Raw genomic sequence first — 23,949 nt, forward strand, 5'->3', positions numbered from 1 at the left:
TGGTCATTACTGAAATGAAACAGTATTTTCAATTGGATTGCAGAATATATATTGATTGTATGTTCGTTTCCATTACATAGGAAGGTGATTATATATTTGTGCCGAATGTAGAGGGTACTACAAGAGTTTTCCATTATCTATCGAATTAGTTAGTCATGATTACGGACAGGGGATTTTGGCGTGTTTGATTCTATCAGAAAGTAAAGTATGGGGAGGATCACAATGTCGATGAAAAAACGTAAGTGGCTAAAAACAATGTTTACTGGTTGTGTTTTAGGTTCGTTATTAATAACGGCAGCTTGTTCAGGAAAGAAAACAAGTACAGAGGATGAAAAAACGATTAAGGTAGGAGTCCTTGCTTCTTTAACAGGACCGCTAGAATCGTATGGAAAACAAACAGTGAACGGATTTGAATTAGGGTTAGATTATGCAACTGGTGGAACTGGGAAAGTAGATGGGAAAAAGATTAAGTTTGTTGTAGAAGATACAGAAACGAAAGCGGATGTAGCAGTTAAAAAAGCTACGAAGTTATTAGAAGAAGAGAAAGTTGATTTTTTAGTTGGATCGTCTAGTTCAAGTGATACGTTAGCGGTTTTACCACTGGCTGAAGAATATGAAAAGATTATGGTTGTAGAACCGGCAGTTGCGGATAGTATTACCGGGAAGAACTGGAATAAATATATTTTTAGAACTGGAAGAAGTTCCTCACAAGATGCGATTGCAGGAGCAGCAGCAATTGCGAAAAAAGATGTAAAGATTGCAACATTTGCCCCAGATAACGCTTTTGGTCGTGAAGGGATTGCTGCATTTAAAGCGGGTGCGAAAAAATTAGGTGCGAACATTGTGAATGAGCAATACGCGGATACAAATTCAACAGATTTTACAGCGAATATTCAAAATATCATTAGTTCAAAACCAGATTATTTATTTATCGTTTGGGCAGGGGCAAATTCACCTTGGAAACAGTTGAAAGATATGAATGTGGAAGCGCAAGGTATTAAAATTTCTACAGGTGCGCCAGATATACCAGCATTAAAAACAATGGATGCATTAGTAGGTATGCAAGGTTTTTCTGTATATTATCACACACTTCCAAAAAATGAAGTGAATGATTGGCTAGTTGAAGAGCATAAAAAACGTTTTAATGGTGCAGTGCCAGATTTGTTTACAGCGGGAGGAATGTCAGCAGCAATTTCTATTGTAGAAGCCTTAAAGAAAACAAAAGGTGATACAGATGTAGATACCTTGATTAAGAAAATGGAAGGAATGGAATTTGATACACCGAAAGGAAAGATGAAGTTTAGAGAGAAGGACCACCAAGCGATGCAGACACTGTATTCTATCACATTGAAAAAGCAAGACGGTGTTGATTATCCGGTGCCAGTGTTAGAGCGAGAATTAACGATGAAAGAAACAGAACCACCAGTTCAAAATAAATAGACTGAATTTTCTGTTGTTTTCGTATAAAGAGGGGGGACCCTCTTTATACATATTTCTTTCATACTCACGGCTTTAAAGGGAGGGATTTCGTGACACATTTGCTAGAGACGAAAAATCTTAGTGTATCTTTTGGTGAACATCAAGTTATTAAAGATGTAAATTTAACTGTCCAAAAAGGAAAGCTCATTTCTATTATTGGGCCAAATGGTGCGGGGAAGACAACGTTATTTAATTTACTAAGTGGACAGATTTCACCCACAACAGGTGAAGTGTATTTTAAAGGGCAAGATATTACAAAACTATCGATTTCAGATCGAACACGCTTAGGAATCGGTCGCTCTTTTCAGCTTACAAACATATTCCCAGAATTAACGGTACTTGAAAATGTCCGTTTAAGTGTTCAATCATTCGTACAAGATTACTATAGTTTTTTCCCGAGTTCAGCAAAATTAAAGCAACAAGTTGGAGAGGCGAGACGTTTCTTAAAAACAGTATTACTTCATGAGAAAGAGAACGTATTAGCGAAAGATTTGGCACATGGAGAGAAAAGGAAGCTAGAACTTGCGATGTTATTAGCTTTAAAAACGGATGTGTTATTACTTGATGAGCCGACGGCAGGTATTTCGGTTGAGGAAGTCCCTGCTATATTACAAGTGATTGAAAATATTAAGAAACATCCAGAGAGCACAATTGTACTTATCGAACACAAAATGGATATGATACTAGGTTTGTCAGATCATCTTATCGTTTTATTTCATGGAGAGTTATTGGCTGAAGGATTGCCAGAAGAAATTATGAAAGATGAGCGTGTACAAAGTGCTTATTTAGGGGGATTATATAGTGGCACTATTACAAGTGAATAATATAGAAACGTATTTAGATCAGTTTCATATTTTGCAAGGAGTATCTCTTGCTGTTGAGAAAGGGACGATTACTGTACTGTTTGGTAGAAATGGGGCAGGGAAAACAACGACATTACGTTCAGTGATGGGGTTTCACCGCATTGCAGATGGTGAAATTTATTATGATAGTGCAAAAGTGAGTGGATTACCTACACATTTAATTTCAAGGAAAGGAATAGGGTATGTACCAGAAAATCAAGGTATTTTTCATGATTTGACAGTAGAAGAAACTTTCGCTCTTGCTAGGGGAAAAGGTGAGGAAGTAGAAGGGAAAATAGAGTGGATGCTGGAACTATTTCCGGATTTAAAGCAGTTTTGGAATAAGAAAAGTGGGCTCTTGAGCGGAGGGCAAAAGCAAATGTTGGCTATTTCAAGAGCGTTTATTAATAGTGATGGATTATTACTTATTGATGAACCGAGCAAAGGGCTATCCCCGATAATGGTGGAGAAATTAATGGTAGCTATTTTGAAGATGAAAGAGAAAACAACAGTTTTACTTGTTGAGCAAAATTTTATGATGGCCAGTCAAATTGGCGATTATTTTTACATTATGGATAACGGACGAATTGTTCATAACGGTTTTATGAATGAATTAAAAAAGGATAAGGAAATGTGTCATAAATATTTAGGAATCTCTTAACATGAATCCGAGGTGAAAAGGATGGATGTGTTAATCAATTTATTTGTAAATGGGATTTCAACAGGGATGCTCATTTTTTTGTTAGCATCAGGTCTTTCACTTATTTTCGGTCTAATGAGCGTTTTAAACTTTGCACACGGTGGTTTATTTGCATGGGGAGCATTTACAGGTGTTTGGTTATTTAATATGACAGGAAGTTATATATTAGCTTTAGTTGGAGCAGTAGCCATGGGAATGTTCCTAGGATTTATTTTAGAAAGGTTTCTTATTAGACCGGTATATGGAAATCATGTTCGACAGCTGCTCGTTACGCTTGGAGGAATGCTCGTTCTTAGTGAGTGTATTAAAATATTTTGGGGGCCAAACCCTATTAGTGCAAAATTACCGTTATGGTTACAAGGAAGTTTTACATTCGGAGGTATTATATTAATTAAATATCGTCTATTCGTTATTTTAATTGGGATAATTATTTACATTGCACTACTACTATTACTCAAAAAGACGAAGATAGGTCTTATGATCCGTGCAGGTGTAATGGATAAAGAAATGGTTCAAGCGCTTGGTATTAATGTAAAAGCGATATTTTCTTTCGTCTTTTTATTAGGGGCAGGGATGGCAGCTTTGGGAGGATTCTTATTAGCACCGTATTCGGGCGTTATTTTCGCCGAGATGGGCATGCAGTATGCAATTTTAGCTTTTATAGTAGTAATTATCGGTGGATTAGGAAGCGTTCAAGGTTCAGCTATTGCTTCTTTAATTGTCGGATTAGCTGGTGCTTTTACAGCGTATTTTATACCAGATTTATCACTTGCAATTAATATGTTAATGTTACTATTTTTCTTAATAGTGAAGCCAACTGGACTTGTTGGTGAAAAGGGGTGAAATGGTGAACAACACATCGGACCGAATTAAAGTATACTTCGGAGTATGTATGCTCATTTGTTTAAGTGTATTTCCGTTCGTAAATGATTCACGGAGCCTGTTAATTTTGTTCACTCAAATCTTCATCTTTGCTATTTTTGCAATGAGTTTTGATGTATTGCTTGGGTATACAGGAATTGTATCGTTCGGTCATTGTATGTTCTTTGGGATAGGAGCATATGGGGTAGCGCTTTTATTTGATCGACAAGGCGTATCAATAACGAACTTTTTAATTGGAATAGTAGCTGCAATTATCGTTTCAGCAATCGTTAGTTATATAATTGGTTTGCTTTCTTTAAGATTGAAAAGTCATTTTTATGCAATGTTAACACTTGCTATTTCACAGTTATTTTTCGTACTTGCTGAAAAATGGCGTGGGCTTACTCACGGAGGAGATGGTTTTACATTTGGGGTACCAGACGTATTCCGTGATCGTTTTACGTTTTATTATGTAACACTTATATGTTTACTTATCATTTTTGTTCTGTTACGTCTTTTCACCAAATCTTCTATTGGAAAAGTATTAAAGGCAATTTCCCAAAATGAGCAACGTGTTGAAGCACTAGGATATAAAGTGCTTCATTATAAAATTATTGCTAGCATTGTTGCAGGAGTAGTAGCTGCGATTAGCGGTGGTTTATTTGTTATCACATTGCGTTTTGTTAATACGACTGTATTTTCAATTGAAATGACATTAAATGCATTATTGATGACGATGATTGGTGGGGTTGGAACGTTAATTGGAGCAATTGCAGGAGCTGGAATTATTGAATCTCTAAAATATTATTTATCAGAACTAGCTACAGAGTATCCGATCTTTGAACGATGGACGATTATTCTTGGTTTATTGTACATTATCGTATTGCTAGTTTTCCCGAAAGGATTAGTTGGCACGGTTAAGGGACTGAAGAATATGAAACGGAATAAGAAGGAGAAAAGTGCAGAAGTGGAGCAAAATGTGTGAAAAATCAATTGTATAGAATATGAAAATCCCTCTTTTAGATTCATAAAGGAGGGATTTTTTATTAACCAAATAGTTCATCAGGGATTTGTTTGAAAGAGTTTTGATTTGTAAAAAAATGAACAGCTAATTTCTCAACTGGAACATCTTCAATTGGTACCAATTTATCATCTTTAATCGGCAAAAAGGCTATCCCTTTTCCGTCCTGAATAAACTCTTCCATAAGCGAATAAGAATCTAATTGTTGAAGTTGACGCTGAGATAAATTATTTTCTTTTAGAAATTGTATCGTCTTATTTCTAAAAGGGCACTTTTTGTCATTACTAACGAAGAAAATTTCTTTTGAATAATCAATGGTACATTTTTCTTTCGCTTTTAATAAGCCTACAGAAATTGAGATCGTGAACACTTTTTTAAACGATGCGTCAGGATAATCCTCATAAGTTATGACCATATCAACTTTTTGTTGCTGCAGTAATTTTTGCAAATGACTACTACTTTCTACATATATTTGATAATTTCTAAAGTTTTCTTCAATACGCTTACTTAAATAATTAGTCAAAATCGATTGTGACGTCGCGATTATATAAGAAGAACCACTCGTTTTAATTTCATCTTTTACTTCTTCTAATAGAGTTAATATTTGATTCGTGTAATCTAATAAAATGTCACCAGCAGGTAATAAGGAAACGCCTTTGTTATCTCTATGTAGTAAAGGTGTTTCTAACTCTTGTTCTAATTTTTTAATTCGCTCAGTTACGTTCGGTTGAACATATCCTAACTCTTTAGCAGCTTTACTAATAGAACCCTCACTGGCTACAGTTTTGAATATAATAAGATCATTTATTTCCAAGTATCTCAGCCCCTTATGCACTATCATTATAAATGATACCAAACATAATTTATACCTATTTTACGTTAGCCACTTATCGATTTATCATAATGTATATAAGATTGAAAGTGAGTGATAAACATGATTGGAATGCAATATAAGGTCATTCTTCCAAAGGATTATGACATGGAAATTATTAAGAAAAGGGTAAAGGATAATGGCTATAAAACTGATGGTTTCCAAGAACTAAATTTTAAAGCTTATTTAATTACGGAAACGGAGAAAAACGGGAATTTTTATAACTGCTATGCACCTTTATATATTTGGAATGGTCATGAAGGGATGAATAAATTTATCTTTGAAGGGTATTACGATAATATTTTACAATCGTTTGGGTGGCAACAAATACATATAGGTGTTCCGTTAGTTGTTAATCTATGTGATGGATTTAAGAAAAGTAGATATGTTGTTGAATATGCAGGAAGTATTTCTCAAAGTAAAACGTTGATTGGGACTGAATTAAACAAGATGAATGAAAATGTACAAAACAATGAAAAGTGTTTAGGGAATGTAATCGTTTATAATCCGGATAAATGGGGATACAGTAGGTTTGAGTTTTATGAAGAGAAGCCTGATATTGTAGTGACTAAGGGTGTTACAGTATATGAGATTTTACACATTTCACGATGAAATTTTGTTGTATATTAAAATTAAGAAAAGGAATGAAAATCTATGCCTTTTGTGAAGGTTTATTATCCTGAAAACATATTAAATGAGGAAAAGTTGGGAGAAATAGGTAAATGTATCCATCTTTCATTAATTGAACATTTTAACATCCCTGAAAATGATTATTTTCAAATGTTCTTACCTTATCAACAAAACAAATTTTTATATAATCCATATTATTTGTTGGAAAGAGGAGAAAAGAGAACAGAGAATATGATATATGTTTCTATTACATGTGGACCGGGAAGAACGGTACAACAGAAAAAAGATTTGTATCAATCTGTATCCTTAAAAATCCCGCAATATTCCGACGTTAAAGTTTCGGATATTTTTATTACACTAAATGAGACAGCTGCTGAAAACTGGTCATTTGGTCAAGGAATAGCACAAATGGTGAAAATAAAGGGAGAAAAAAATGAAGAATGAACTTATTGAAGTACAGATTAAAAAGAAAATGAGAGAAATGGCACCTGCATTTGCTCATTATAGTGAAAAGATATTGTTTGAGGAAGTGTGGCGGGATGCCACTTTAACATTAAGAGAAAGAAGTTTGTGTACTGTGTCAGCACTAATCAGTCTCGGTAATACAGAACAATTACCATTTCATCTGAAGCTAGCTAAACAAAATGGGGTTATGGAGAATGAATTGGTTGCATTAATAACACATATGGCTTTTTACGTTGGTTGGCCAAAAGCTATGGCAGCTTTAAATATAGTAATGAATGAAATGAAAAGTTAAGAATAATGATAAGTAAGAATTCATGTTTATATGAATTCTTACTTATCATTATTTATGCAATACTCTATCGCTATATTTATTACATTTTCTCTTGCTTTTTTATCACTTGCGTAGTAAAGTGATAGTAAGATTCACGATAGGAAGTGATCAAACATGCGTGATAATACGATAGGATCATTAATATGGTTACGTTTAATACGATTTACGAACCAAAGTAATCAAATGTCAAATGAGTTTTTAAAACGTTTTGATTTAACGACAGCTCAATTTGATGTGCTTTTGCAAATACGTACGTATCAACCACTAACACAAATGGAGTTAGCTGAAAAGGTAACTGTTACACAAGGTGGCATTTCTCGAATGTTAACTCGTCTTGAAAAGGAAGGGTATATTGTACGAAAACAAGATTGGAAAACGAAAACAATTAGTCTTACAGAGCAAGGAGAAGCAGCTTTAGAGAGAGCATTGCCAGAGCAACTTGCATTTCAATCATCGTTTTTTGATGATGTATTAAATGAAGAAGAGCAGAAAATATTATATGAGCTGATGACGAAAGTTCATAAGCATAGTGAAAAAAAAGAATTACCGCAAGAGTAATTTTTTTTACACTATCAATTGACTAATCAAGTGAAGTTATAGGCAATAGGAAAATACATTTGACTTACAAACGTTTTTAAAAGAGAAACTAATAACACTTCATTAAAGGAGAGAGTAATGATGGAAAAATACCGTATGGATACAAGTAAAGGGATGGAGTTTGGATTATATTCGATTGGGGATCATGTTTTAAATCCGCATAATGGAGAGAAAATTAGTACGGAACAAAGAATTCATGAATTAATTGAAACAGCTAAGTTAGCAGATGAGGCAGGGCTTGATGTGTTTGCTGTCGGTGAAAGTCATCAAACACATTTTACAACACAAGCTCATACAGTTATTTTAGGAGCTATTGCACAAGCTACGAAAAATATAAAAATTGCAAGTTCAGCAACGATAATAAGTACATCTGATCCGGTACGAGTATATGAGGATTTTGCTACAATTGACTTGATTTCTAATGGACGTGCAGAAATTGTGGCTGGTCGTGGATCTCGTATTGGAGGATATAGTTTACTTGGTTATGACGTGAATGATTATGAAGAATTATTCGAAGAGAAGATGGATCTTTTATTAAAAATTAATAACGAGGAACATGTAACATGGAATGGACAGTTTAGAGCACCGCTCGCACATGCATCGGTTATTCCAAGAGCGAAAAATAATAACTTACCAATTTGGCGTGCAGTTGGAGGTCCACCAGCTAGTGCAATTAAAGCAGGACGTGCAGGTGTGCCAATGATGATAACAACACTAGGTGGTCCAGCTATTAACTTTAAAGGATCAGTAGATGCTTATCGTGAGGCGGCTGCGCAAAGTGGATTCAATCCAACAAGTTTGCCAGTTGCAACAACGAGTTTATTTTATACGGCAAAAAATTCACAAGATGCACTTAGTGAATATTACCCTCACATTAATGCTGGTATGCTTACACTGCGCGGTGGTGGGTATCCGAAACAGCAATTTACAAATGCAATAGATTACCGTGATGCTTTAATGGTTGGTAGCCCACAACAAATCATTGAGAAAATGCTTTACCAATATGAATTGTTTGGCCAACAACGCTTTATGGCACAAATTGATTTTGGCGGTGTATCATTTGATAAAATTGAGAAAAATATTGAATTCATTGCTACTGAAATTTTACCAGCCGTTAGAAAACATACAGCAAAATAAATAAAAAAAACTGAGAGTTTAATCGATTCTCAGTTTTTTTATTTGTTCTGGAAACATGACAAAAAAATGAACTTTTAGTCGAGGGAGAGGGAAGTTATTTTCTATTTTTGAATAACATTATTTCGAGTTTGAATTTTGGAAATACATTTTTCTCTTGACAAAAAATAAGCATTTATCGAGGTTGCTTTCGAGGACATTTTTTCGGGTAAAAGTCAAGCGTATGAAGAAAAAACGATTGTTTTATAGATATAAAAGTAAGAAGTATATTGAAAAAACACATTTTGCTAATGAGAAAAATCTTCTTCAAAAAAATGACAAAAGACATATTTCAGACAAAATGATGTCAATAATACGTCAAAAATAACCTGAATTTACTATGCAGGTATATTATACAATTCGATTAACGAATAAAACACTACAGAAATAGTGAAAAGGTAAAAAATAGCATTAAAATAGTTTGAAAAACTGAAACTTCATATTTTTCGACAATACATACAAAATGTTTTTGTCTTTTCGTATTTCTTAATAATTGAGTTTGATAAGATTGCTCAATTAACTTTTATTATAAAAACTATGAAGGAAGTGATTTTAGTATGGAAACGCTCGAATTGGCACGAATACAGTTCGCATCAACAACGATTTTCCATTACTTTTTTGTTCCGCTGTCAATTGGTTTAGCTTTTATTATTGCGATCATGCAAACGTTGTATGTGGTAAAAGGGCAAGAAGTATATAAGAAGATGGCAAAGTTTTGGACGCAATTATTCCTTATTAACTTTGCAGTAGGTGTAGTAACAGGTATTTTACAAGAATTTCAGTTTGGTATGAACTGGTCAACGTATTCACGTTTTGTAGGTGATGTATTTGGTCCCTCGCTTGCAATTGAAGGATTACTGGCATTTTTCATTGAGTCTACATTCCTAGGTTTATGGGTATTCGGTGAGGATAAATTACCGAAGCGAATTCACTTAATGTGTATTTGGCTCCTTTCAATTGGAACGATGTTATCAGCATTCTGGATTTTAACTGCAAGTGCATTTATGCAGTCACCTGTCGGGTATGAAATGGCAGCTGATGGTCGTGCGCAAATGAATGATTTCTTAGCCATTATTCAAAACCCACAACTATGGGTACAATTCCCGCATACAATTACAGCGGCAATTGCAACAGGTGCATTCTTTATTGCTGGTGTAAGTGCATGGAAAATTACAAAAGGACAAGAAACTGTAGTATTTAAAAAATCTTTCCGTATTTCTATCATTGTTGGAACAATTACAACGGCGCTTGTATTATTCTTTGGTCATGCACAAGCGCAACAATTAATTAAGACACATCCAATGAAGATGGCGGCAGCTGAAGCGCTATGGAATACAAGTGAGGATCCAGCACCATTTACAGTATTTTCGAAAATTGATACAGAGAAGAAAGAAAATTCGTTTGAAATTCAAATCCCTTATATGCTAAGTCTATTATCGTATGATAAGTTTAGCGGTCAAGTTGAAGGGATGAATCAAATTCAAAAACAATATGAGGAAAAATATGGGCCTGGAGATTATATTCCTCCAGTGCATACAATGTTTTGGAGTTTTAGAGCGATGGTAATGAGTGGAACATTCATGGTTCTTCTAGGAGCTTACGGATGGTTCTTATCAAGAAAAGATCGTTTAGCTGAAAAAACGTGGTATTTAAAATTAATGGTGTATGCAATTTCTCTTCCATTCATCGGTAATACAGTAGGGTGGATTATGACTGAAATGGGTCGTCAACCTTGGGTAGTATTTGGGGTAATGAAAACAGAAGATGCTGTATCACCAAATGTAACATTCGGTGAAGTATTATTCTCACTTATTTCATTCACATCAATGTATTTAATTATGGGTGGAATTTGTGTGTACTTATTTGTTCGTACCATTAAGGGCCACACGAATAAGAAAACGAAAAAGGATTATCAAAGCCATGATCCATTTGATAAGGAGGAAGAGTATGTTATCTCTTAATGAGTTGTGGTTTTTAGTTATTGCAATCTTGTTTGTTGGATTCTTCGTACTGGAAGGTTTCGATTTTGGTGTAGGAATGGTTTCGAGGTTTTTAGGAAAGAATGATTTTGAAAAACGAGTTTACTTAAATACAATAGGACCGTTCTGGCACGCGAATGAAGTATGGCTTGTTTGTGCTGGTGGAGCCATGTTTGCGGCATTTCCGCACTGGTATGCAACTTTATTTAGTGGTTTTTATATTCCATTTGTATTTATGCTTCTTGCTTTAATTTTAAGAGGTGTTTCTTTTAAATTTCGTGCGAAAATAGATAATCATAAATGGAAGAGTGCATGGGATTGGGGGATGTTTATTGGAAGTATGTTACCTCCTATCCTTTGGGGAGTTGCGATTGCAAACTTTATGGTAGGTGTACCTATTGATGAGAGTAAAAATGTTGTAGGTGGATTCTTGCAATTACTTCATCCATTTGCGTTACTTGGAGGAGTAATGTTTCTCCTACTATGTATTGTTCACGGATTACAATTTCTTACGATACGTACAACTGGTAAATTAAGAGAACGTGCACGAATTGCTGCAATAAAAATTGCACCATTTTCATTAATTACACTTCTTGTTTTTGCTGGTGTGGGGTTATGGAAAACCGACATTTTCACTGCTCATGGAACAGAATGGATTATGGTACCAATCGGAGCTTTTGTAGCACTATTAGTGTCCACTTTATTAAATAAAAGAAGAAGAGATGGTTGGGCTTTCTTTATGACGAGTTTAACGATCATTTTACTAAGTGCGAGTGTATTTATCGGTATGTTCCCACGTGTTATGATTAGCTCTTTAGGAGCAATGAATGATTTGACAATTTACAACGCAGCATCAGGAGCTTATGCATTAAAACTTATGACTTACTTTGCGATTGCTATTTTGCCTTTCGTTATCGGAAGTCAAATATGGAGTTATTATGTATTTAGACAACCTGTTAAGTCAGACAACGATTTGGAGTACTAATGAAAAGAAAAAGAGGACTTCCGTCTTATCCCGGTAGCCGTATTTTATATGTAGCGTTAACGATTATTAGTATTTTAGAAGCTTTTAGTATTATTGCGCAAACAATCTTTTTAGCACGAGCTATTACGTTTTTATTTCATGGAGAGACAGTACAAACAATATTAAGTGAAGTTGTTTATTTTGGTATCGCGTTTGCAGCGCGTAACATAGTAGTTCGAACATCACAAATATTAGTGGAACGTTTTGCTGAAAAAACAGGGTCGTTACTAAGAAAACAATTGATAGAGGCATATTTCACATTAGGTCCAAGGTATGTTCAAACTGTTGGAACTGGTCATCTGGTTACCTTATCAATTGAGGGGATTGAGAAATTTAAAACATATATTGAATTAACGATTCCTAAAATGATTAGAAGTAGTATCGTTCCAGGTCTAATTGTACTATATGTTTTTACGCTAGATATTGAGTCTGGAATCATTTTAGTTGTAACGATTCCTATCGTGATCATATTTATGATTCTTCTCGGATTAGCAGCGCAAAAAATGGCAGATAGTCAGTATGAGATATATCGTGTACTTTCGAATCATTTTGTAGATACGTTAAAAGGTTTAGAAACATTAAAGTATTTAGGGAAAAGTGAACAGCACGAAGGAAAGATTGAAAAAGTAAGTAAAAGATATAGAAAAGCAACGATGCGTACTTTGCGAGTTGCTTTTCTTTCTTCTTTTGCATTAGATTTCTTTACGAGTTTATCAATTGCGTTTGTGGCAGTTGGATTAGGGATACGTTTAATAGATGGAACAATTATACTATTACCAGCCCTTACAATTTTGATTTTAGCTCCGGAATATTTTCTGCCGATTAAACAAGTGGGAGCAAATTATCATGCGACATTAGATGGACAAATTGCGATGGAGCAAATAGAAGAGATTTTGCAACAACAAAAAGGAATACAAAAGAAAGATTTAAATGAAGATATAGTATGGAATGCCTCTAGTAGCTTGAAATTACAAGATATCAAAGTTAATAATACTGAATCTGAAAAGGCTATATTAGAAGGAATTAATTTTACTTGGGAAGGTAACGGTGCTATTGGTGTTATTGGTGAAAGTGGTGCAGGGAAATCGACGTTAATCGACGTATTAGCAGGTTTTTTATCTCCTTCGAGTGGAAAGATGTTAGTAAATGGTGTAGAAGTTGATGGATCTACTCGTGAAGATTGGCAAAAAAATATTGCTTATATTCCGCAGCAACCTTATATTTTTCCGCTTTCATTAAAGGATAACATTCGTTTTTATGAAACAAATGCAACAGATGAAGAAGTTGAAAGAGTTATTAATGAAGTCGGCCTTCGTTCACTCGTTACATCACTTCCAAATGGGATACACGAAAGAATTGGAGAAGGTGGACGTATGCTAAGTGGCGGACAAGAACAGCGTGTTGCTATGGCGCGTGCGCTTTTAAGTAAAAAACCAATCATTTTATTAGATGAGCCTACGGCACATCTTGATATTGAAACCGAATTTGAAATAAAGCAAGCGATGTTACGTCTATTTAATGGAAAGTTAGTATTTTTAGCAACTCACCGTCTACATTGGATGAAACAAATGGACCATATTCTTATTCTAAATAAAGGGGAAATGAAAGAAAGTGGGACGTATGAAGAACTTTTAGAGAATGAGACATTACATTTTCATAGGGAAGAGAGGGGAGAGAAATGAGTAACTGGGTTAAACCTTATATAAAACAAAATAAAGGTAGAATGACTTTAACTATTTTCCTTGGTCTTCTTGGAGTTAGTTCAGGAGCGATGTTACTTTTTATTTCAGGTTATTTGATCTCAAAATCTGCCCTTAGACCAGAAAATGTAATGGCTGTATATGTCCCTATTGTTGCAACAAGAGCGTTTAGTATAGGGCAAGCTGTATTTCATTATATAGAGCGCCTAGTCGGACATGATGTCGTACTACGTATATTAGAAAAAATGAGAACGAGGCTATATAGAATAGTAGAACCACAGGCGTTATTTTTCCGTTCTCGATTTCAAACGGGTGATATGTTAGGAGTGTTATCCGAAGATATAGAGCATTTGCAAAACCTATATTTACGTACAATATTTCCTAGCATATTAGCGCTAGTTGTTTATAGTATCTTCGTACTTGTTATCGGTGCATTTGATTTTGTTTTTGCACTTATTGTAGGTTGTATGTTAGCTATTATCGTTTTTCTTCTTCCGTTTGTATCATTACTTTTGATGAAGAAACATCATGTTACTTTAAAGCAAGGAAGAAACCGTTTGTATCAACAACTGACAGATGCTGTTTTTGGATTATCTGATTGGCAAGCAAGTGGTCGTAAAGATGAATTTATTAATGAGTATGTAAAACAAAATGATCAGTTGTTAAAAATCGAAAAGAGAGTGAAACGCTGGTATCATATTCGGGACAGTATCATTCAATTAGTAGTAGGTATTGTAGTTATTTCGATGATCATATGGACTGGGAATGAAGCGGCAAGTGAACAAATTGCTCCTACAGTTATCGCAGCTTTCGTATTAATGACTTTATCTGTAACAAACGCGCTTATTCCTATTGCAGATGCCATCGATCGAATACCGTCGTACGTAGAATCTACCCATCGTCTTAATGGCGTAGAAAGTGATAGTGTTTTACATGATGAAACGGATTTGCATGGAGAGAAAGATTATATTGAACCAAAACATGTAGATATTGAACTGAATCACGTATCGTATAGTTATCCAGATAGTAATGAGATTGTATTAAAAGATGTATCATTACAAATAAAAGCAGGGAAGAAAATTGCTATTTTAGGGAGAAGTGGGACAGGGAAATCTACTTTACTAAAATTGTTAACAGGGGCGTTAAGCCCAGTAAATGGCCAAGTTGTAGTGAATGGTGAACGAGCTCATACGAATCTTTTATCTAAATATATTTCTGTATTAAATCAAAAGCCGCATTTGTTTGATACGACAATTGGAAATAATGTACGAATTGGCAAACCGGAGGCGACGGATGAAGAGATATGGAAAGCTTTAGAGAAAGCACAATTAGCTTCACATGTTACTTCTCTTCCAGACGGATTACAAACAAAAATGCATGAAATGGGAAAGCGGTTTTCTGGTGGGGAAAGACAAAGGGTTGCTTTTGCTAGAACTCTTATGCAAGAAACACCAATTATTGTACTTGATGAACCGACTATCGGTTTAGATCCAAAAACAGAATTGTCTTTAATCGAAACAATGTTTTCTGCAACGGAAGAAAAGACGGTTATTTGGATTACGCACCATCTTGTAGGAATAGAACATGTAGACGAAGTTATATTCCTTGATCGTGGTCAAATTGTCATGCAAGGTAGTCATAAACAACTTCTGAAAGAAAATGAAAAGTATCGTAAACTTTATGAGTTAGATAAAGGAATATGATTTAAATAAGCAATAATTGTAAAAATAGCTACGCCTAATGGTGGAGCTATTTTTTTTGTTAGATTGCAGGTGTATATGATTGTTACGAATTAAAAATGAATTTCATATTATACATATAATGGAGGGGATGTACATGAAGGAGCAATATAAAATCATTGTTTTAAGTGATGAGTTATCAGGGGAGAGGATTCGAAATACGTTAGACAAAAATAAATGTAAAACAATAGTTCATGTTGTAGACGTTTCAGATGTTGTTCGTATAGAAAGTTCTTTTCAATATATAGTCATTTGGAGAGGGGACGCAGAAAAACTTACAAATGACTTGATAAATAGGGGCGTGCAAAGTTCAAAAATTATTAATTTAACAAAATACATGTATGAATGGAAGGATAAATTAATTTCTATCTATCAAATAAATCCAGATCTTATGTCTTTATACATTTCTATGAAAAAAACAAAGAGTGATCCGACGTATGAATTGTTTGCTACCGGTTTGTCTTATCCACATTGTGGCATAAGTACGGAGCTTCTCTCAAAAAAGTCAATAAAATTAACACTTCCATCGCAAGATCTATACTATGATTATTTAATAGCGTCACAACTTTTATCAAACAATCATTCATTTCAATATTGTTTAATAGGAATAGCCTATTTCTCGTTTTACTTTGATATGTCGTTATCATCTGAATCATATAGAATTCACAAAGTATATTATCCATTGTTTCAAGATGGTCATCATACTGTAGTTCATTCTCCTCTACCCACTGATGGATTCTCACATCTAAATACTCCGAAGCCACTTCTTTCTATTTTTAATTTGCATTTTGAATATATTTTATTAGACGAACTAAAAGATGAATCATTGACGCTGCCTTGGATAAATGCTGAATGGAATACTACTTCTCTTCATATTCCTTTTGAAGAACACGGGAAAATAAGAGCAGCTTCACATGCTAAATTGGCGTATCCTCATACTTTAGTTGAAAATAAAATGATTTTTAAGAAATATTTAGAATTACTGTTAAAAAACGATATAAAGCCATTAATTGTTGTGTTCCCTGTTACTTCACATTATTTCAATTGTAGTAGTAAGAAATTAAAAGAAGATTTTTATAAAGTTATAAATGATTTTCAAACTCAATATTCTTTTCAAATTATAGATCTATTTGATTCGCCATTATTTTGTGACGATGATTTTTATGATAGTGATCATATGAATAAAAAAGGTGCAAATAAAATGTCCGCATTATTAAATATGTTTATTCAGGAACGAAAAGTATGATATTTTGTTTCCTGTTTGCATAAAAGTATATAGGCTCCATACAGTTAAAGTAATGTGATTTTTGTGTCGCGTATATAAATAATATGCGAAGAGGTGAGAGAGTTAAAATGAGAACTCGTATTGAAAGAACTGAAGAAATGGTAGAGCAACTTCCGTTGGTAAGTGTATTAATTCCTACGTATAATCGTCCTAGTTACTTTGAAAAGGCGTTATGTAGTGTGTTAGAACAAACGTACCCTAATATAGAAATTATAGTTGGAGATGACAGCACGAATGATGAAACAGAAAAATTGTTACAAAAATACTTATGTGATCATTCAAATATTATTTATATAAAAAATAGGTCAACTCTCGGACAATTTGAAAATGCGTTAATGTTATTTAATGAAGCGAACGGTGAGTATATAAATTTTTTAATGGATGATGATGTATTTCATGTGAATAAAATTGAAAAAATGATGAAGTATTTTTTCAATGATTTAGATAATGAAATTAAGCTTGTAACATCTCATCGTCAAGTCATTGATGATAAAGGGAAAGAACTGCGACATATTTATTCGACTGTCCGTTTATTTGAAGAGGATACCATTATAGAGGGAACAGAATTAGGAAATAAGGTAATTGTGGATCAAAAAAATTATATTGGAGAACCGACAACAGTTTTATTTCGTAAAAATGATTTACAAGAACCATATGGGATTTTTGATAAGAGGCGGTATTTATGTAACGTAGATATAGCTTCATGGTTATCTTTATTAAGTAAAGGAAAAGCAGTATATATAGCAGAGACACTGAGTTACTTTCGATTACATCCAGATCAACAGTTAAATGAATCTAATAAAATGATGGATGGGTTAGAAGATTTTTCACACAGTATTATAGCAGGAGAACAATATGGTTTCTTATCCACCGAAAAAGAGTTAGACAAAGCGATAACTAATTTTCTAGATTATGCAAGAAGGATAGTTCCATCATCAATATTATATACATTAGACTATTACCAAAAAATTAGAGCGAAGAAAATAAACATAGAAAAGAAAAAACAACATATAAATAATAATTCTTCATTACCGAAAGTAAGTATACTTATTCCTGCATACAATAGACCTTATTACTTGGAATTAGCACTCAACAGCGCTTTGAATCAAACATATGAAAATATTGAAATTATTATTTCTGACGATAGTACAAATAATGAAGTCAATGCTATGATTCAACCGTACTTACGTGAATATGAGTGTATTACATATGTTAAAAATGAAACGCCGTTAGTTGCCGAAAACTTTAATAAGTGTGTAGAACTTGCGAATGGGGACTATATAAACTTTTTATTAGATGATGATTTATTTCATCATGAAAAGATCGAGAGAATGATGAAATACTTTTTGACGTTAGAAAATATTTCATTTGTGACGTCATATCGTGAACTGATTGATGAGAATGGAGAGATATTACCACCTTCAACATTAAATATGAAAATCGCGAAAGAAACTACACTTTTTGAAGGAAAAGAATTAGGAAATTATATGTTAAAAAACTTAAAAAATGTAGTTGGTGAGCCGACAACTGTTTTGTTTAATCGGGATTTGTTTGACGGGAAGTTTGGATATTTTAAAGGAAAGGCTTATTCTGCTATTAATGACATTGCAACTTGGCTAGATATGATGAGGAAAGGAAAAGTAGTTTATATGCAAGAACCTCTTAGTTATTTTAGACAACATAGTGGACAAAATCAAAAACAAATGCATTTTATTTTAATGACAATTGAAGAGTGGATTGAATTAATTATAGATGCATATAATAGTGGATTTTTAAGCTCCGAAAGTGAGTATAAAGAGAGTTTATCTTATTGTTTAGAAAATGCGGGATTTATAGTTAAGGATGCAGTAAGAAATGGCGAACTAGATCAAATTTATAATGAAAAGATAAAAAAAGGGTTAAACAAGTTAGTTGCTCATATGTTTGAGAAAGAATCTTGTTATTGTCAATATTGCAATCAACAATTTGAAAAATTTTCACCTTGGCCAGCGCATTATGATTTTCCGAAATATAAATTTGAGATGTGGAATAAAGATACAGGGATATGTCCAGTTTGCAATTCGATGGATCGTGAAAGATTGTATCGTGCGTACATTGAAACGGAAACGGACTTGTTAAATAGAAACTATACAATGCTTCATATTGCACCTGAAGCGAAGTTAAGAGATTGGTTTAACGAGTATAAAAATATTACGTATGTATGTGGTGACTTAGAACCAAAGGATCCATTAATGAAGGAAATTGATGTTACAAGGATTACATATGATAGTAATACTTTTGATGTAATAGTATGTAGCCATGTGTTAGAACACGTTCCTGATGATGACAAAGCAATGCGAGAGTTATATAGAGTGTTAAAGCCAAATGGATGGGGAATTATTCAAGTACCGATCGTAATGAATGTAGATTTTATTATAGAGAATGAATTAATTGTAACACCACAATTGAGGAAATTAGCTTTTGGTCAAGAAGATCATGTGAGAATTTACAATCAATCGGGATTTATTCAACGATTAATGAATGCAGGATTTAAGGTAGAATTATATAACATAGCGGAAAAACAAGGAATGAAAAGTGCTAGGAAGTTTGGATTATCTGAAACAGATATGCTCTATATTGTCCGAAAATGATAGAAAGGAATAGATGCATATGGAGAATATTCCTTTTTTACGTGCGTCAATTGTACCTGCAAACGAGTACTTAGATGAATTAGAGCGAATTGATATATCCCACATATATACAAATTATGGACCAATAAATCAACGTTTTGAAGAAACAATTATGTCGGAATTTTTTCAGAGCAGGGGAGCAGTTACAACAGTAGCAAACGCAACGCTAGGGTTAATGGCGGCAATTCAATGTAAGAAAAGAGAAAAAGGAAAGTATGCTCTCATGCCTAGCTTTACATTCCCTGCGACTGCCTTAGCCGCTATTTGGTGTGGATTGGAACCGTACTTTATTGATATTTCAATAGATGATTGGTATATGGATAAAACCGTACTTTTGGATAAAATAGAAGAATTAAAAGAAGAGGTTGCGATTGTTATCCCGTACGCCACTTTTGGATCATGGATGAACTTAGAAGAATATGAAGAACTAGAGAAGAAGGGGATTCCGGTTGTCGTAGATGCGGCGCCGGGATTTGGATTAATGAATGGAGGGATGCATTACGGTCAAGATTTTAGCGGAATGATTGTATATAGCTTTCATGCAACAAAGCCATTCGGAATTGGTGAAGGAGGGCTCATATATAGTAAAAACGAAGAAGATATACAACGTATTAAAAGAATGGGGAATTTCGGATTTGATAAAAATCGTGAATGTACGATGATGGGGTTTAATTGTAAAATGTCTGAATACGCAGCAGCTATTGGGATTGCGACTATAAAAAAGTGGGATCAAAAATTAAAAGAACGCAGCCGTATTTCTGAATGGTATAAACAGTTGTTACAAAATACTGGGTTAATGAAAAAAGGGTGGAAAGTCCAAAAGACAGAAGCAGTTATTCACCAATTTATGCCTATCATTTGTCCAGAAGAAGTTCGCAACATACAAGTAATAGAAGAACTGAAAAAACAGAAAATAGAAGCTAGATTATACTTTTCACCATCTTGCCACCAACAAGTTCTTTTTAAAAACTATAAGTCTACAGATTTAACAAAGACGAATAAAATAGCAAAACGAATCGTAAGTTTACCTTTATGGGAAGGAATGACGAAAGAACTAGTAGAGCAAATTGTAATCTGTTTAGAGCAGAAGGTGGTGTCGGTAGATGAATAGTTTTTATAGTCAAGAAGAACTAAAGCAAATTGGATTTTTATCTGTTGGGAAAAATGTATTGGTTAGTAAAAAAGCAAGTATATATAATCCGAGTGCTATATCAGTTGGCAATCATGTAAGAATTGATGATTTTTGCATTTTAAGTGGTAAAATCACAATTGGAAGTTATTCGCACATATCAGCGTATACAGCGTTATATGGAGGGGAAGTTGGGATTGAAATGCATGATTTTGCAAACATCTCAGCTAAAACAATCGTATATGCAGTACTTGATGATTTCAGTGGAAATACATTAATGGGGCCAACCGTCCCAAATCAATATAGGAATGTGAAAGCAGAAAAAGTTATTTTAAAAAAACATGTGATTATTGGTGCCAATTCTATTATTTTTCCAAATGTAATTGTAGGAGAAGGTACGGCAGTCGGCGCGATGAGTATGGTAAAAGAGAGTTTAGATGATTGGTATATTTACGCTGGAATTCCCGTAAGGAAAGTAAAACCTCGTCAAAAAAAGATGCTAGAGTTAGAAATTGATTTTTTAAAAAGCATTCATTCTTAACAAAAAAGAATGAATGCTTTTTATTTTTATCCCGCTATTTGCCGATAAAGATTCCACTGGTGAGGGCTAATTAAAGTTTCACTTTATGATAGAGCAGAGAGTATCTTAACTTATTGTGTTTTAAATTTTGCTGACCAAGGCAATACTGAGCCATAGTGAATGTAAAGTTGGAGGGCGAGCGTATATGTTTGATGAAGATGGGATTGTTTTAATAATGGAACCAGCTGATGAAAGAAACTTGAGGAGATTTATTTTTTCAGTGCCAAAGTCAGTGTATGAAAAGAAGGGGCTTACATTACACTATGGAACAGCTATAGGACAAGGGTATATGGATATAATTGAAGATATTATAAGCGTACATATAGAAATAGATGTTGTAACGATAATAGGGCATGTAAGAGGATAAATAGCTATTTGAAAAAGGTTATAAACAATTTAGCTAGAAGTTATGTATAGAGAAAATTACAGACAATGATAAAGACGAAGGGAGCCTAACATGAAAATAAAATCAATTGTATTAGTATTTATAGTTTCAATTGGTTTAATGGGATGTTCAATAGTGGAAGAAGGAAAGAACTCCATAGATTATGCTCAAAAGGCGACAGACTATGTAAATGAAATAAGTGCATTTGCAAATGATGCACCAGCATTAGCAGAAAAGGCCGTTAATGATAGCGAGGCTCGAAAAGAATTAGAAACGAAGCTTAGTGAAATTAAACAAGATATACCCGCATTCAATGAATTAACGCCACCTGATGTAGCAAAGGATATTCATCAACAAATCGTCGGATATAACGAAAAGTTAAATGCGTTAATTGATACGGCGATGACAAAGATAGAAGAAGGAAAAGTGGATGTAGAGCAATTTAAAAACTCCGAGCTTATGCAGACGGTAGATCAAGTTCGAGATTTGAAAGATAAAGTGCAAAATTTAGGTCAATAGTAAAAAGCTCCGTTTGTGATAAACGGAGCTTTTTACTATTGGATACAATAAACGATTACACCAACGATAATAATCATGTTGCCGATGAGTTTACGTTTCGTTATTTTTTCTCCTAGGAAATACCAACCGAAAATTAATATGATGATATAACTTAAGGATTCTAATGCTGATGCTTGTTTTAATGCCATGCCCTTCATGGCGATAACATTTAATCCGGCGTTAATTACAAATAAAGAGTAGCCGATAATAACATAAGGATTCACATATTCTTTTATTCTAGAATCGTATTGTTGCAAAGTAGCTTTTTTTAATAATATTTGTGAGTAATTAGCTAAAATTATCCCGAAAATAAATAATAACATATAACTATTCATCTTTTGTCACCACCACAATTCCGACGATAATAATAGCTGCACCAAGTAAATGATTCCACTGAATCGTATCTCCAAATAGAAATACTGACCAAAGCATTGACCACAGTATAATAATCCCGCGATGTGAATATGCTTTTGAAATTTCGAAATGTTTAATTACTTGTTGCCATAAAATTGCATATCCGAATAAAAGTATAACTAATCCGAAATAAGCAACAAAAAATGAGATGGAAGCAATGGGGAATTTAGCTGCCCATTTCATGTAAACCATAATGATAGAATATATTAAAAAAGCTACATGTAAAAATACGTAATTTTTAATAGTTGGTTTCATTTATTCACTCTCTTTTGCATATAAATATATATTTATACCTAATTTTTCTAGTGTTAGATATTGGAACGTATTGTGTTTAATCTTTCACATTCCAAATTATATAGTATCATGGCTTTTATTGTAAAACAATAGAAGCTATGCATTCATTTTTTCCAAGGTTCTACAATGTGTATCGTTTTATTTGTTGCATCCAATTCTACTTGAACACCGATAGGCATGGTAATCATTGGATGTGTATGACAACAATCGAAGTCAGCTAGAAAAGGAATTCTTTGATTTTGAAGTACTTCTAATAGTATTTCAAAAGGTTTTCGATTTGTACCACAATCATCAAATTGCTCATGTTTTCCAAGAATGATACCTGAAATTTTATCGAATACACCGTTAATTTTAAGTAATGAAAAGCTTCTTTCAATAGTAGCTGCATCTTTTGAACTGTCCTCAATAAAGAGAATGTCACCTTCTTGAATATGTGGCATATAGGGGCTACCCCAAATTCCTTGTATCGTGTTTAAATTCCCGCCAATAATACGCCCAGTAGCTTTTCCATCAATTACTGAAATCCAATCGTTTGGTCGAAGTTCTTTCTCCTTTGTCTTTTCTTCCCAATTAATAAATTCATCTGACCAAAATAATGGTTGTTTTATATGATAAGGAAGAGAATGATCATGTAGTAAAGTTTCAGCGAAATATTTGTATGTGCAATCAACAAAAGGTTCAAATTCGCCAAAGGAAGGGACGAGAGCTGGTCCATAAAATGTAGGGATTCCTGTTTTGGCGTAAATTGCTAGTAATAAAGCAGTTGCATCTGAATACCCAATCATTATTTTAGGGTTATTTAGAAAAGCATCATAATCAATATAAGGTAATATTGAATTTGAATTCATCCCACCAATTGTTGACATAATACAAGAAATATTAGGATTTCTTATTAAGACATTTAGCTCCTCAGCACGCTCTTGTATACTACCAGAACGATAAAAATCATATCGACCTGTTAATGAACCTTCTAATATATGAAACCCTTTCTGTTGTAAGTAAGATTTTGCTCGTTCAAATCTTTTTGGAGAAGTGTAGGTTACTGGTGAAGAAGGGGAGTAAATCCCAATTGTGTCTCCGTATTTTAATGATTTTGGAAGTAGCATTTGTATGAATCCCTTCTATTAAATAGTTTATCTCGCTATTTGACGGGTAGCCCGATTGGGGGACTGATTAAAGTTTCGCTTTATTTACGAGATTTTATTATTAAATATTCTTACGTT

The 23,949-nt window shown here is 33.7% G+C and carries 24 protein-coding genes; 20 read left to right on the forward strand and 4 right to left on the reverse strand.

The genetic code is table 11. The annotated features are described in order from the left end of the window. The first annotated feature begins 222 nt into the window (after positions 1-222). From ACTFP3_RS05755 to ACTFP3_RS05775, 5 genes are all read left to right on the forward strand, one after another. On the forward strand, positions 223-1,440 hold the full coding sequence (locus ACTFP3_RS05755; protein ID WP_326036005.1) for a substrate-binding domain-containing protein: 1,218 nt from the start codon (positions 223-225) through the stop codon (positions 1,438-1,440). Between the two features lie 89 nt (positions 1,441-1,529). Continuing rightward, complete coding sequence (locus ACTFP3_RS05760; RefSeq protein ID WP_000149338.1) at positions 1,530-2,303, forward strand: ABC transporter ATP-binding protein; 774 nt, start codon at positions 1,530-1,532, stop codon at positions 2,301-2,303. Next, positions 2,281-2,982 carry an ABC transporter ATP-binding protein gene (locus ACTFP3_RS05765; RefSeq protein ID WP_001196696.1) on the forward strand — a complete coding sequence of 234 codons (702 nt, stop codon included), beginning with the start codon at positions 2,281-2,283 and terminating at the stop codon, positions 2,980-2,982. Before ACTFP3_RS05760 ends, ACTFP3_RS05765 begins: the two co-directional genes overlap by 23 nt. Positions 2,983-3,003: 21 nt before the next feature. After that, positions 3,004-3,864: a branched-chain amino acid ABC transporter permease gene (locus tag ACTFP3_RS05770; protein ID WP_000382787.1), complete on the forward strand. Its 861-nt coding sequence runs from the start codon at positions 3,004-3,006 to the stop codon at positions 3,862-3,864. Positions 3,865-3,913: 49 nt separating this feature from the next. Further along, on the forward strand, positions 3,914-4,867 hold the full coding sequence (locus ACTFP3_RS05775) for a branched-chain amino acid ABC transporter permease (RefSeq protein WP_002040965.1): 954 nt from the start codon (positions 3,914-3,916) through the stop codon (positions 4,865-4,867). A gap of 61 nt (positions 4,868-4,928) precedes the next feature. Here the strand turns inward: ACTFP3_RS05775 and ACTFP3_RS05780 are convergent, their stop codons facing one another. Then, complete coding sequence (locus ACTFP3_RS05780; RefSeq protein WP_326036006.1) at positions 4,929-5,717, reverse strand: LysR family transcriptional regulator; 789 nt, start codon at positions 5,715-5,717, stop codon at positions 4,929-4,931. Positions 5,718-5,837: 120 nt separating this feature from the next. Between ACTFP3_RS05780 and ACTFP3_RS05785 the strand changes: the two genes are divergently transcribed. The 15 genes from ACTFP3_RS05785 (at position 5,838) to ACTFP3_RS05855 (ending at position 21,979) form a co-directional block, all read left to right on the forward strand. Further along, positions 5,838-6,386 carry a DUF4865 family protein gene (locus ACTFP3_RS05785; protein WP_440009593.1) on the forward strand — a complete coding sequence of 183 codons (549 nt, stop codon included), beginning with the start codon at positions 5,838-5,840 and terminating at the stop codon, positions 6,384-6,386. Between the two features lie 42 nt (positions 6,387-6,428). Further along, positions 6,429-6,848, forward strand: a complete 420-nt coding sequence (locus ACTFP3_RS05790) for a tautomerase family protein (protein ID WP_088115747.1) — start codon at positions 6,429-6,431, stop codon at positions 6,846-6,848. After that, positions 6,838-7,161, forward strand: a complete 324-nt coding sequence (locus tag ACTFP3_RS05795) for a carboxymuconolactone decarboxylase family protein (protein WP_016082019.1) — start codon at positions 6,838-6,840, stop codon at positions 7,159-7,161. Before ACTFP3_RS05790 ends, ACTFP3_RS05795 begins: the two co-directional genes overlap by 11 nt. 153 nt (positions 7,162-7,314) lie before the next feature. Beyond that, positions 7,315-7,758 (forward strand): MarR family winged helix-turn-helix transcriptional regulator, encoded by a 444-nt coding sequence (locus tag ACTFP3_RS05800; RefSeq protein ID WP_001205523.1) that lies wholly within the window; start codon positions 7,315-7,317, stop codon positions 7,756-7,758. Positions 7,759-7,878: 120 nt separating this feature from the next. Next, a complete protein-coding gene (locus ACTFP3_RS05805) occupies positions 7,879-8,934 on the forward strand; it encodes an LLM class flavin-dependent oxidoreductase (RefSeq protein ID WP_000417583.1) in 1,056 nt (351 codons plus the stop codon). Between the two features lie 593 nt (positions 8,935-9,527). Continuing rightward, positions 9,528-10,931 carry a cytochrome ubiquinol oxidase subunit I gene (gene cydA / locus ACTFP3_RS05810; RefSeq protein ID WP_440009598.1) on the forward strand — a complete coding sequence of 468 codons (1,404 nt, stop codon included), beginning with the start codon at positions 9,528-9,530 and terminating at the stop codon, positions 10,929-10,931. Continuing rightward, complete coding sequence (gene cydB / locus ACTFP3_RS05815) at positions 10,918-11,934, forward strand: cytochrome d ubiquinol oxidase subunit II (RefSeq protein ID WP_000950083.1); 1,017 nt, start codon at positions 10,918-10,920, stop codon at positions 11,932-11,934. The genes cydA and cydB overlap by 14 nt, the downstream gene beginning before the upstream one ends. After that, complete coding sequence (cydD, locus tag ACTFP3_RS05820) at positions 11,934-13,655, forward strand: thiol reductant ABC exporter subunit CydD (RefSeq protein WP_000824039.1); 1,722 nt, start codon at positions 11,934-11,936, stop codon at positions 13,653-13,655. Before cydB ends, cydD begins: the two co-directional genes overlap by 1 nt. Next, positions 13,652-15,376: a thiol reductant ABC exporter subunit CydC gene (gene cydC, locus ACTFP3_RS05825; RefSeq protein ID WP_440009601.1), complete on the forward strand. Its 1,725-nt coding sequence runs from the start codon at positions 13,652-13,654 to the stop codon at positions 15,374-15,376. Before cydD ends, cydC begins: the two co-directional genes overlap by 4 nt. A gap of 133 nt (positions 15,377-15,509) precedes the next feature. Then, entirely contained in the window at positions 15,510-16,658 is a 1,149-nt protein-coding gene (locus ACTFP3_RS05830; RefSeq protein ID WP_000664267.1) for a hypothetical protein, read from the forward strand. A gap of 107 nt (positions 16,659-16,765) precedes the next feature. Further along, positions 16,766-19,327: a glycosyltransferase gene (locus ACTFP3_RS05835; RefSeq protein ID WP_440009604.1), complete on the forward strand. Its 2,562-nt coding sequence runs from the start codon at positions 16,766-16,768 to the stop codon at positions 19,325-19,327. Positions 19,328-19,346: 19 nt separating this feature from the next. Continuing rightward, positions 19,347-20,477 carry a DegT/DnrJ/EryC1/StrS aminotransferase family protein gene (locus tag ACTFP3_RS05840; protein ID WP_440009607.1) on the forward strand — a complete coding sequence of 377 codons (1,131 nt, stop codon included), beginning with the start codon at positions 19,347-19,349 and terminating at the stop codon, positions 20,475-20,477. Next, entirely contained in the window at positions 20,470-21,036 is a 567-nt protein-coding gene (locus ACTFP3_RS05845) for an acyltransferase (protein WP_001084193.1), read from the forward strand. The genes ACTFP3_RS05840 and ACTFP3_RS05845 overlap by 8 nt, the downstream gene beginning before the upstream one ends. A gap of 184 nt (positions 21,037-21,220) precedes the next feature. After that, positions 21,221-21,442: a hypothetical protein gene (locus tag ACTFP3_RS05850; RefSeq protein ID WP_000459099.1), complete on the forward strand. Its 222-nt coding sequence runs from the start codon at positions 21,221-21,223 to the stop codon at positions 21,440-21,442. A 90-nt stretch (positions 21,443-21,532) separates the two neighbouring features. Then, entirely contained in the window at positions 21,533-21,979 is a 447-nt protein-coding gene (locus tag ACTFP3_RS05855) for a DUF6376 family protein (RefSeq protein WP_440009611.1), read from the forward strand. Positions 21,980-22,014: 35 nt separating this feature from the next. Here ACTFP3_RS05855 and ACTFP3_RS05860 read toward each other — a convergent pair whose 3' ends face one another. From ACTFP3_RS05860 to ACTFP3_RS05870, 3 genes are all read right to left on the reverse strand, one after another. Next, positions 22,015-22,353 (reverse strand): EamA family transporter, encoded by a 339-nt coding sequence (locus tag ACTFP3_RS05860; protein WP_001089868.1) that lies wholly within the window; start codon positions 22,351-22,353, stop codon positions 22,015-22,017. After that, on the reverse strand, positions 22,346-22,687 hold the full coding sequence (locus ACTFP3_RS05865; RefSeq protein WP_000805125.1) for an EamA family transporter: 342 nt from the start codon (positions 22,685-22,687) through the stop codon (positions 22,346-22,348). The genes ACTFP3_RS05860 and ACTFP3_RS05865 overlap by 8 nt, the downstream gene beginning before the upstream one ends. 143 nt (positions 22,688-22,830) lie before the next feature. After that, entirely contained in the window at positions 22,831-23,832 is a 1,002-nt protein-coding gene (locus tag ACTFP3_RS05870) for a S66 family peptidase (protein ID WP_017656796.1), read from the reverse strand. Positions 23,833-23,949: the final 117 nt, after the last annotated feature.

This window comes from Bacillus cereus group sp. MYBK5-2 (assembly GCF_051915685.1).
Lineage (GTDB): Bacteria > Bacillota > Bacilli > Bacillales > Bacillaceae_G > Bacillus_A > Bacillus_A cereus.

Excerpts from the sequence above, each read along its gene's own strand:
- ACTFP3_RS05755 (WP_326036005.1), top strand. The coding sequence starts at position 223 with ATGTCGATGAAAAAACGTAAGTGGCTAAAAACAATGTTTACTGGTTGT.
- ACTFP3_RS05770 (WP_000382787.1), top strand. The coding sequence starts at position 3,004 with ATGGATGTGTTAATCAATTTATTTGTAAATGGGATTTCAACAGGGATG.
- ACTFP3_RS05775 (WP_002040965.1), top strand. The coding sequence starts at position 3,914 with ATGCTCATTTGTTTAAGTGTATTTCCGTTCGTAAATGATTCACGGAGC.
- ACTFP3_RS05785 (WP_440009593.1), top strand. The coding sequence starts at position 5,838 with ATGATTGGAATGCAATATAAGGTCATTCTTCCAAAGGATTATGACATG.
- ACTFP3_RS05790 (WP_088115747.1), top strand. The coding sequence starts at position 6,429 with ATGCCTTTTGTGAAGGTTTATTATCCTGAAAACATATTAAATGAGGAA.
- ACTFP3_RS05795 (WP_016082019.1), top strand. The coding sequence starts at position 6,838 with ATGAAGAATGAACTTATTGAAGTACAGATTAAAAAGAAAATGAGAGAA.
- ACTFP3_RS05800 (WP_001205523.1), top strand. The coding sequence starts at position 7,315 with ATGCGTGATAATACGATAGGATCATTAATATGGTTACGTTTAATACGA.
- ACTFP3_RS05805 (WP_000417583.1), top strand. The coding sequence starts at position 7,879 with ATGGAAAAATACCGTATGGATACAAGTAAAGGGATGGAGTTTGGATTA.
- cydA (WP_440009598.1), top strand. The coding sequence starts at position 9,528 with ATGGAAACGCTCGAATTGGCACGAATACAGTTCGCATCAACAACGATT.
- cydB (WP_000950083.1), top strand. The coding sequence starts at position 10,918 with ATGTTATCTCTTAATGAGTTGTGGTTTTTAGTTATTGCAATCTTGTTT.
- cydD (WP_000824039.1), top strand. The coding sequence starts at position 11,934 with ATGAAAAGAAAAAGAGGACTTCCGTCTTATCCCGGTAGCCGTATTTTA.
- cydC (WP_440009601.1), top strand. The coding sequence starts at position 13,652 with ATGAGTAACTGGGTTAAACCTTATATAAAACAAAATAAAGGTAGAATG.
- ACTFP3_RS05830 (WP_000664267.1), top strand. The coding sequence starts at position 15,510 with ATGAAGGAGCAATATAAAATCATTGTTTTAAGTGATGAGTTATCAGGG.
- ACTFP3_RS05835 (WP_440009604.1), top strand. The coding sequence starts at position 16,766 with ATGAGAACTCGTATTGAAAGAACTGAAGAAATGGTAGAGCAACTTCCG.
- ACTFP3_RS05840 (WP_440009607.1), top strand. The coding sequence starts at position 19,347 with ATGGAGAATATTCCTTTTTTACGTGCGTCAATTGTACCTGCAAACGAG.
- ACTFP3_RS05845 (WP_001084193.1), top strand. The coding sequence starts at position 20,470 with ATGAATAGTTTTTATAGTCAAGAAGAACTAAAGCAAATTGGATTTTTA.
- ACTFP3_RS05850 (WP_000459099.1), top strand. The coding sequence starts at position 21,221 with ATGTTTGATGAAGATGGGATTGTTTTAATAATGGAACCAGCTGATGAA.
- ACTFP3_RS05855 (WP_440009611.1), top strand. The coding sequence starts at position 21,533 with ATGAAAATAAAATCAATTGTATTAGTATTTATAGTTTCAATTGGTTTA.
- ACTFP3_RS05860 (WP_001089868.1), bottom strand. The coding sequence starts at position 22,353 with ATGAATAGTTATATGTTATTATTTATTTTCGGGATAATTTTAGCTAAT.
- ACTFP3_RS05865 (WP_000805125.1), bottom strand. The coding sequence starts at position 22,687 with ATGAAACCAACTATTAAAAATTACGTATTTTTACATGTAGCTTTTTTA.
- ACTFP3_RS05870 (WP_017656796.1), bottom strand. The coding sequence starts at position 23,832 with ATGCTACTTCCAAAATCATTAAAATACGGAGACACAATTGGGATTTAC.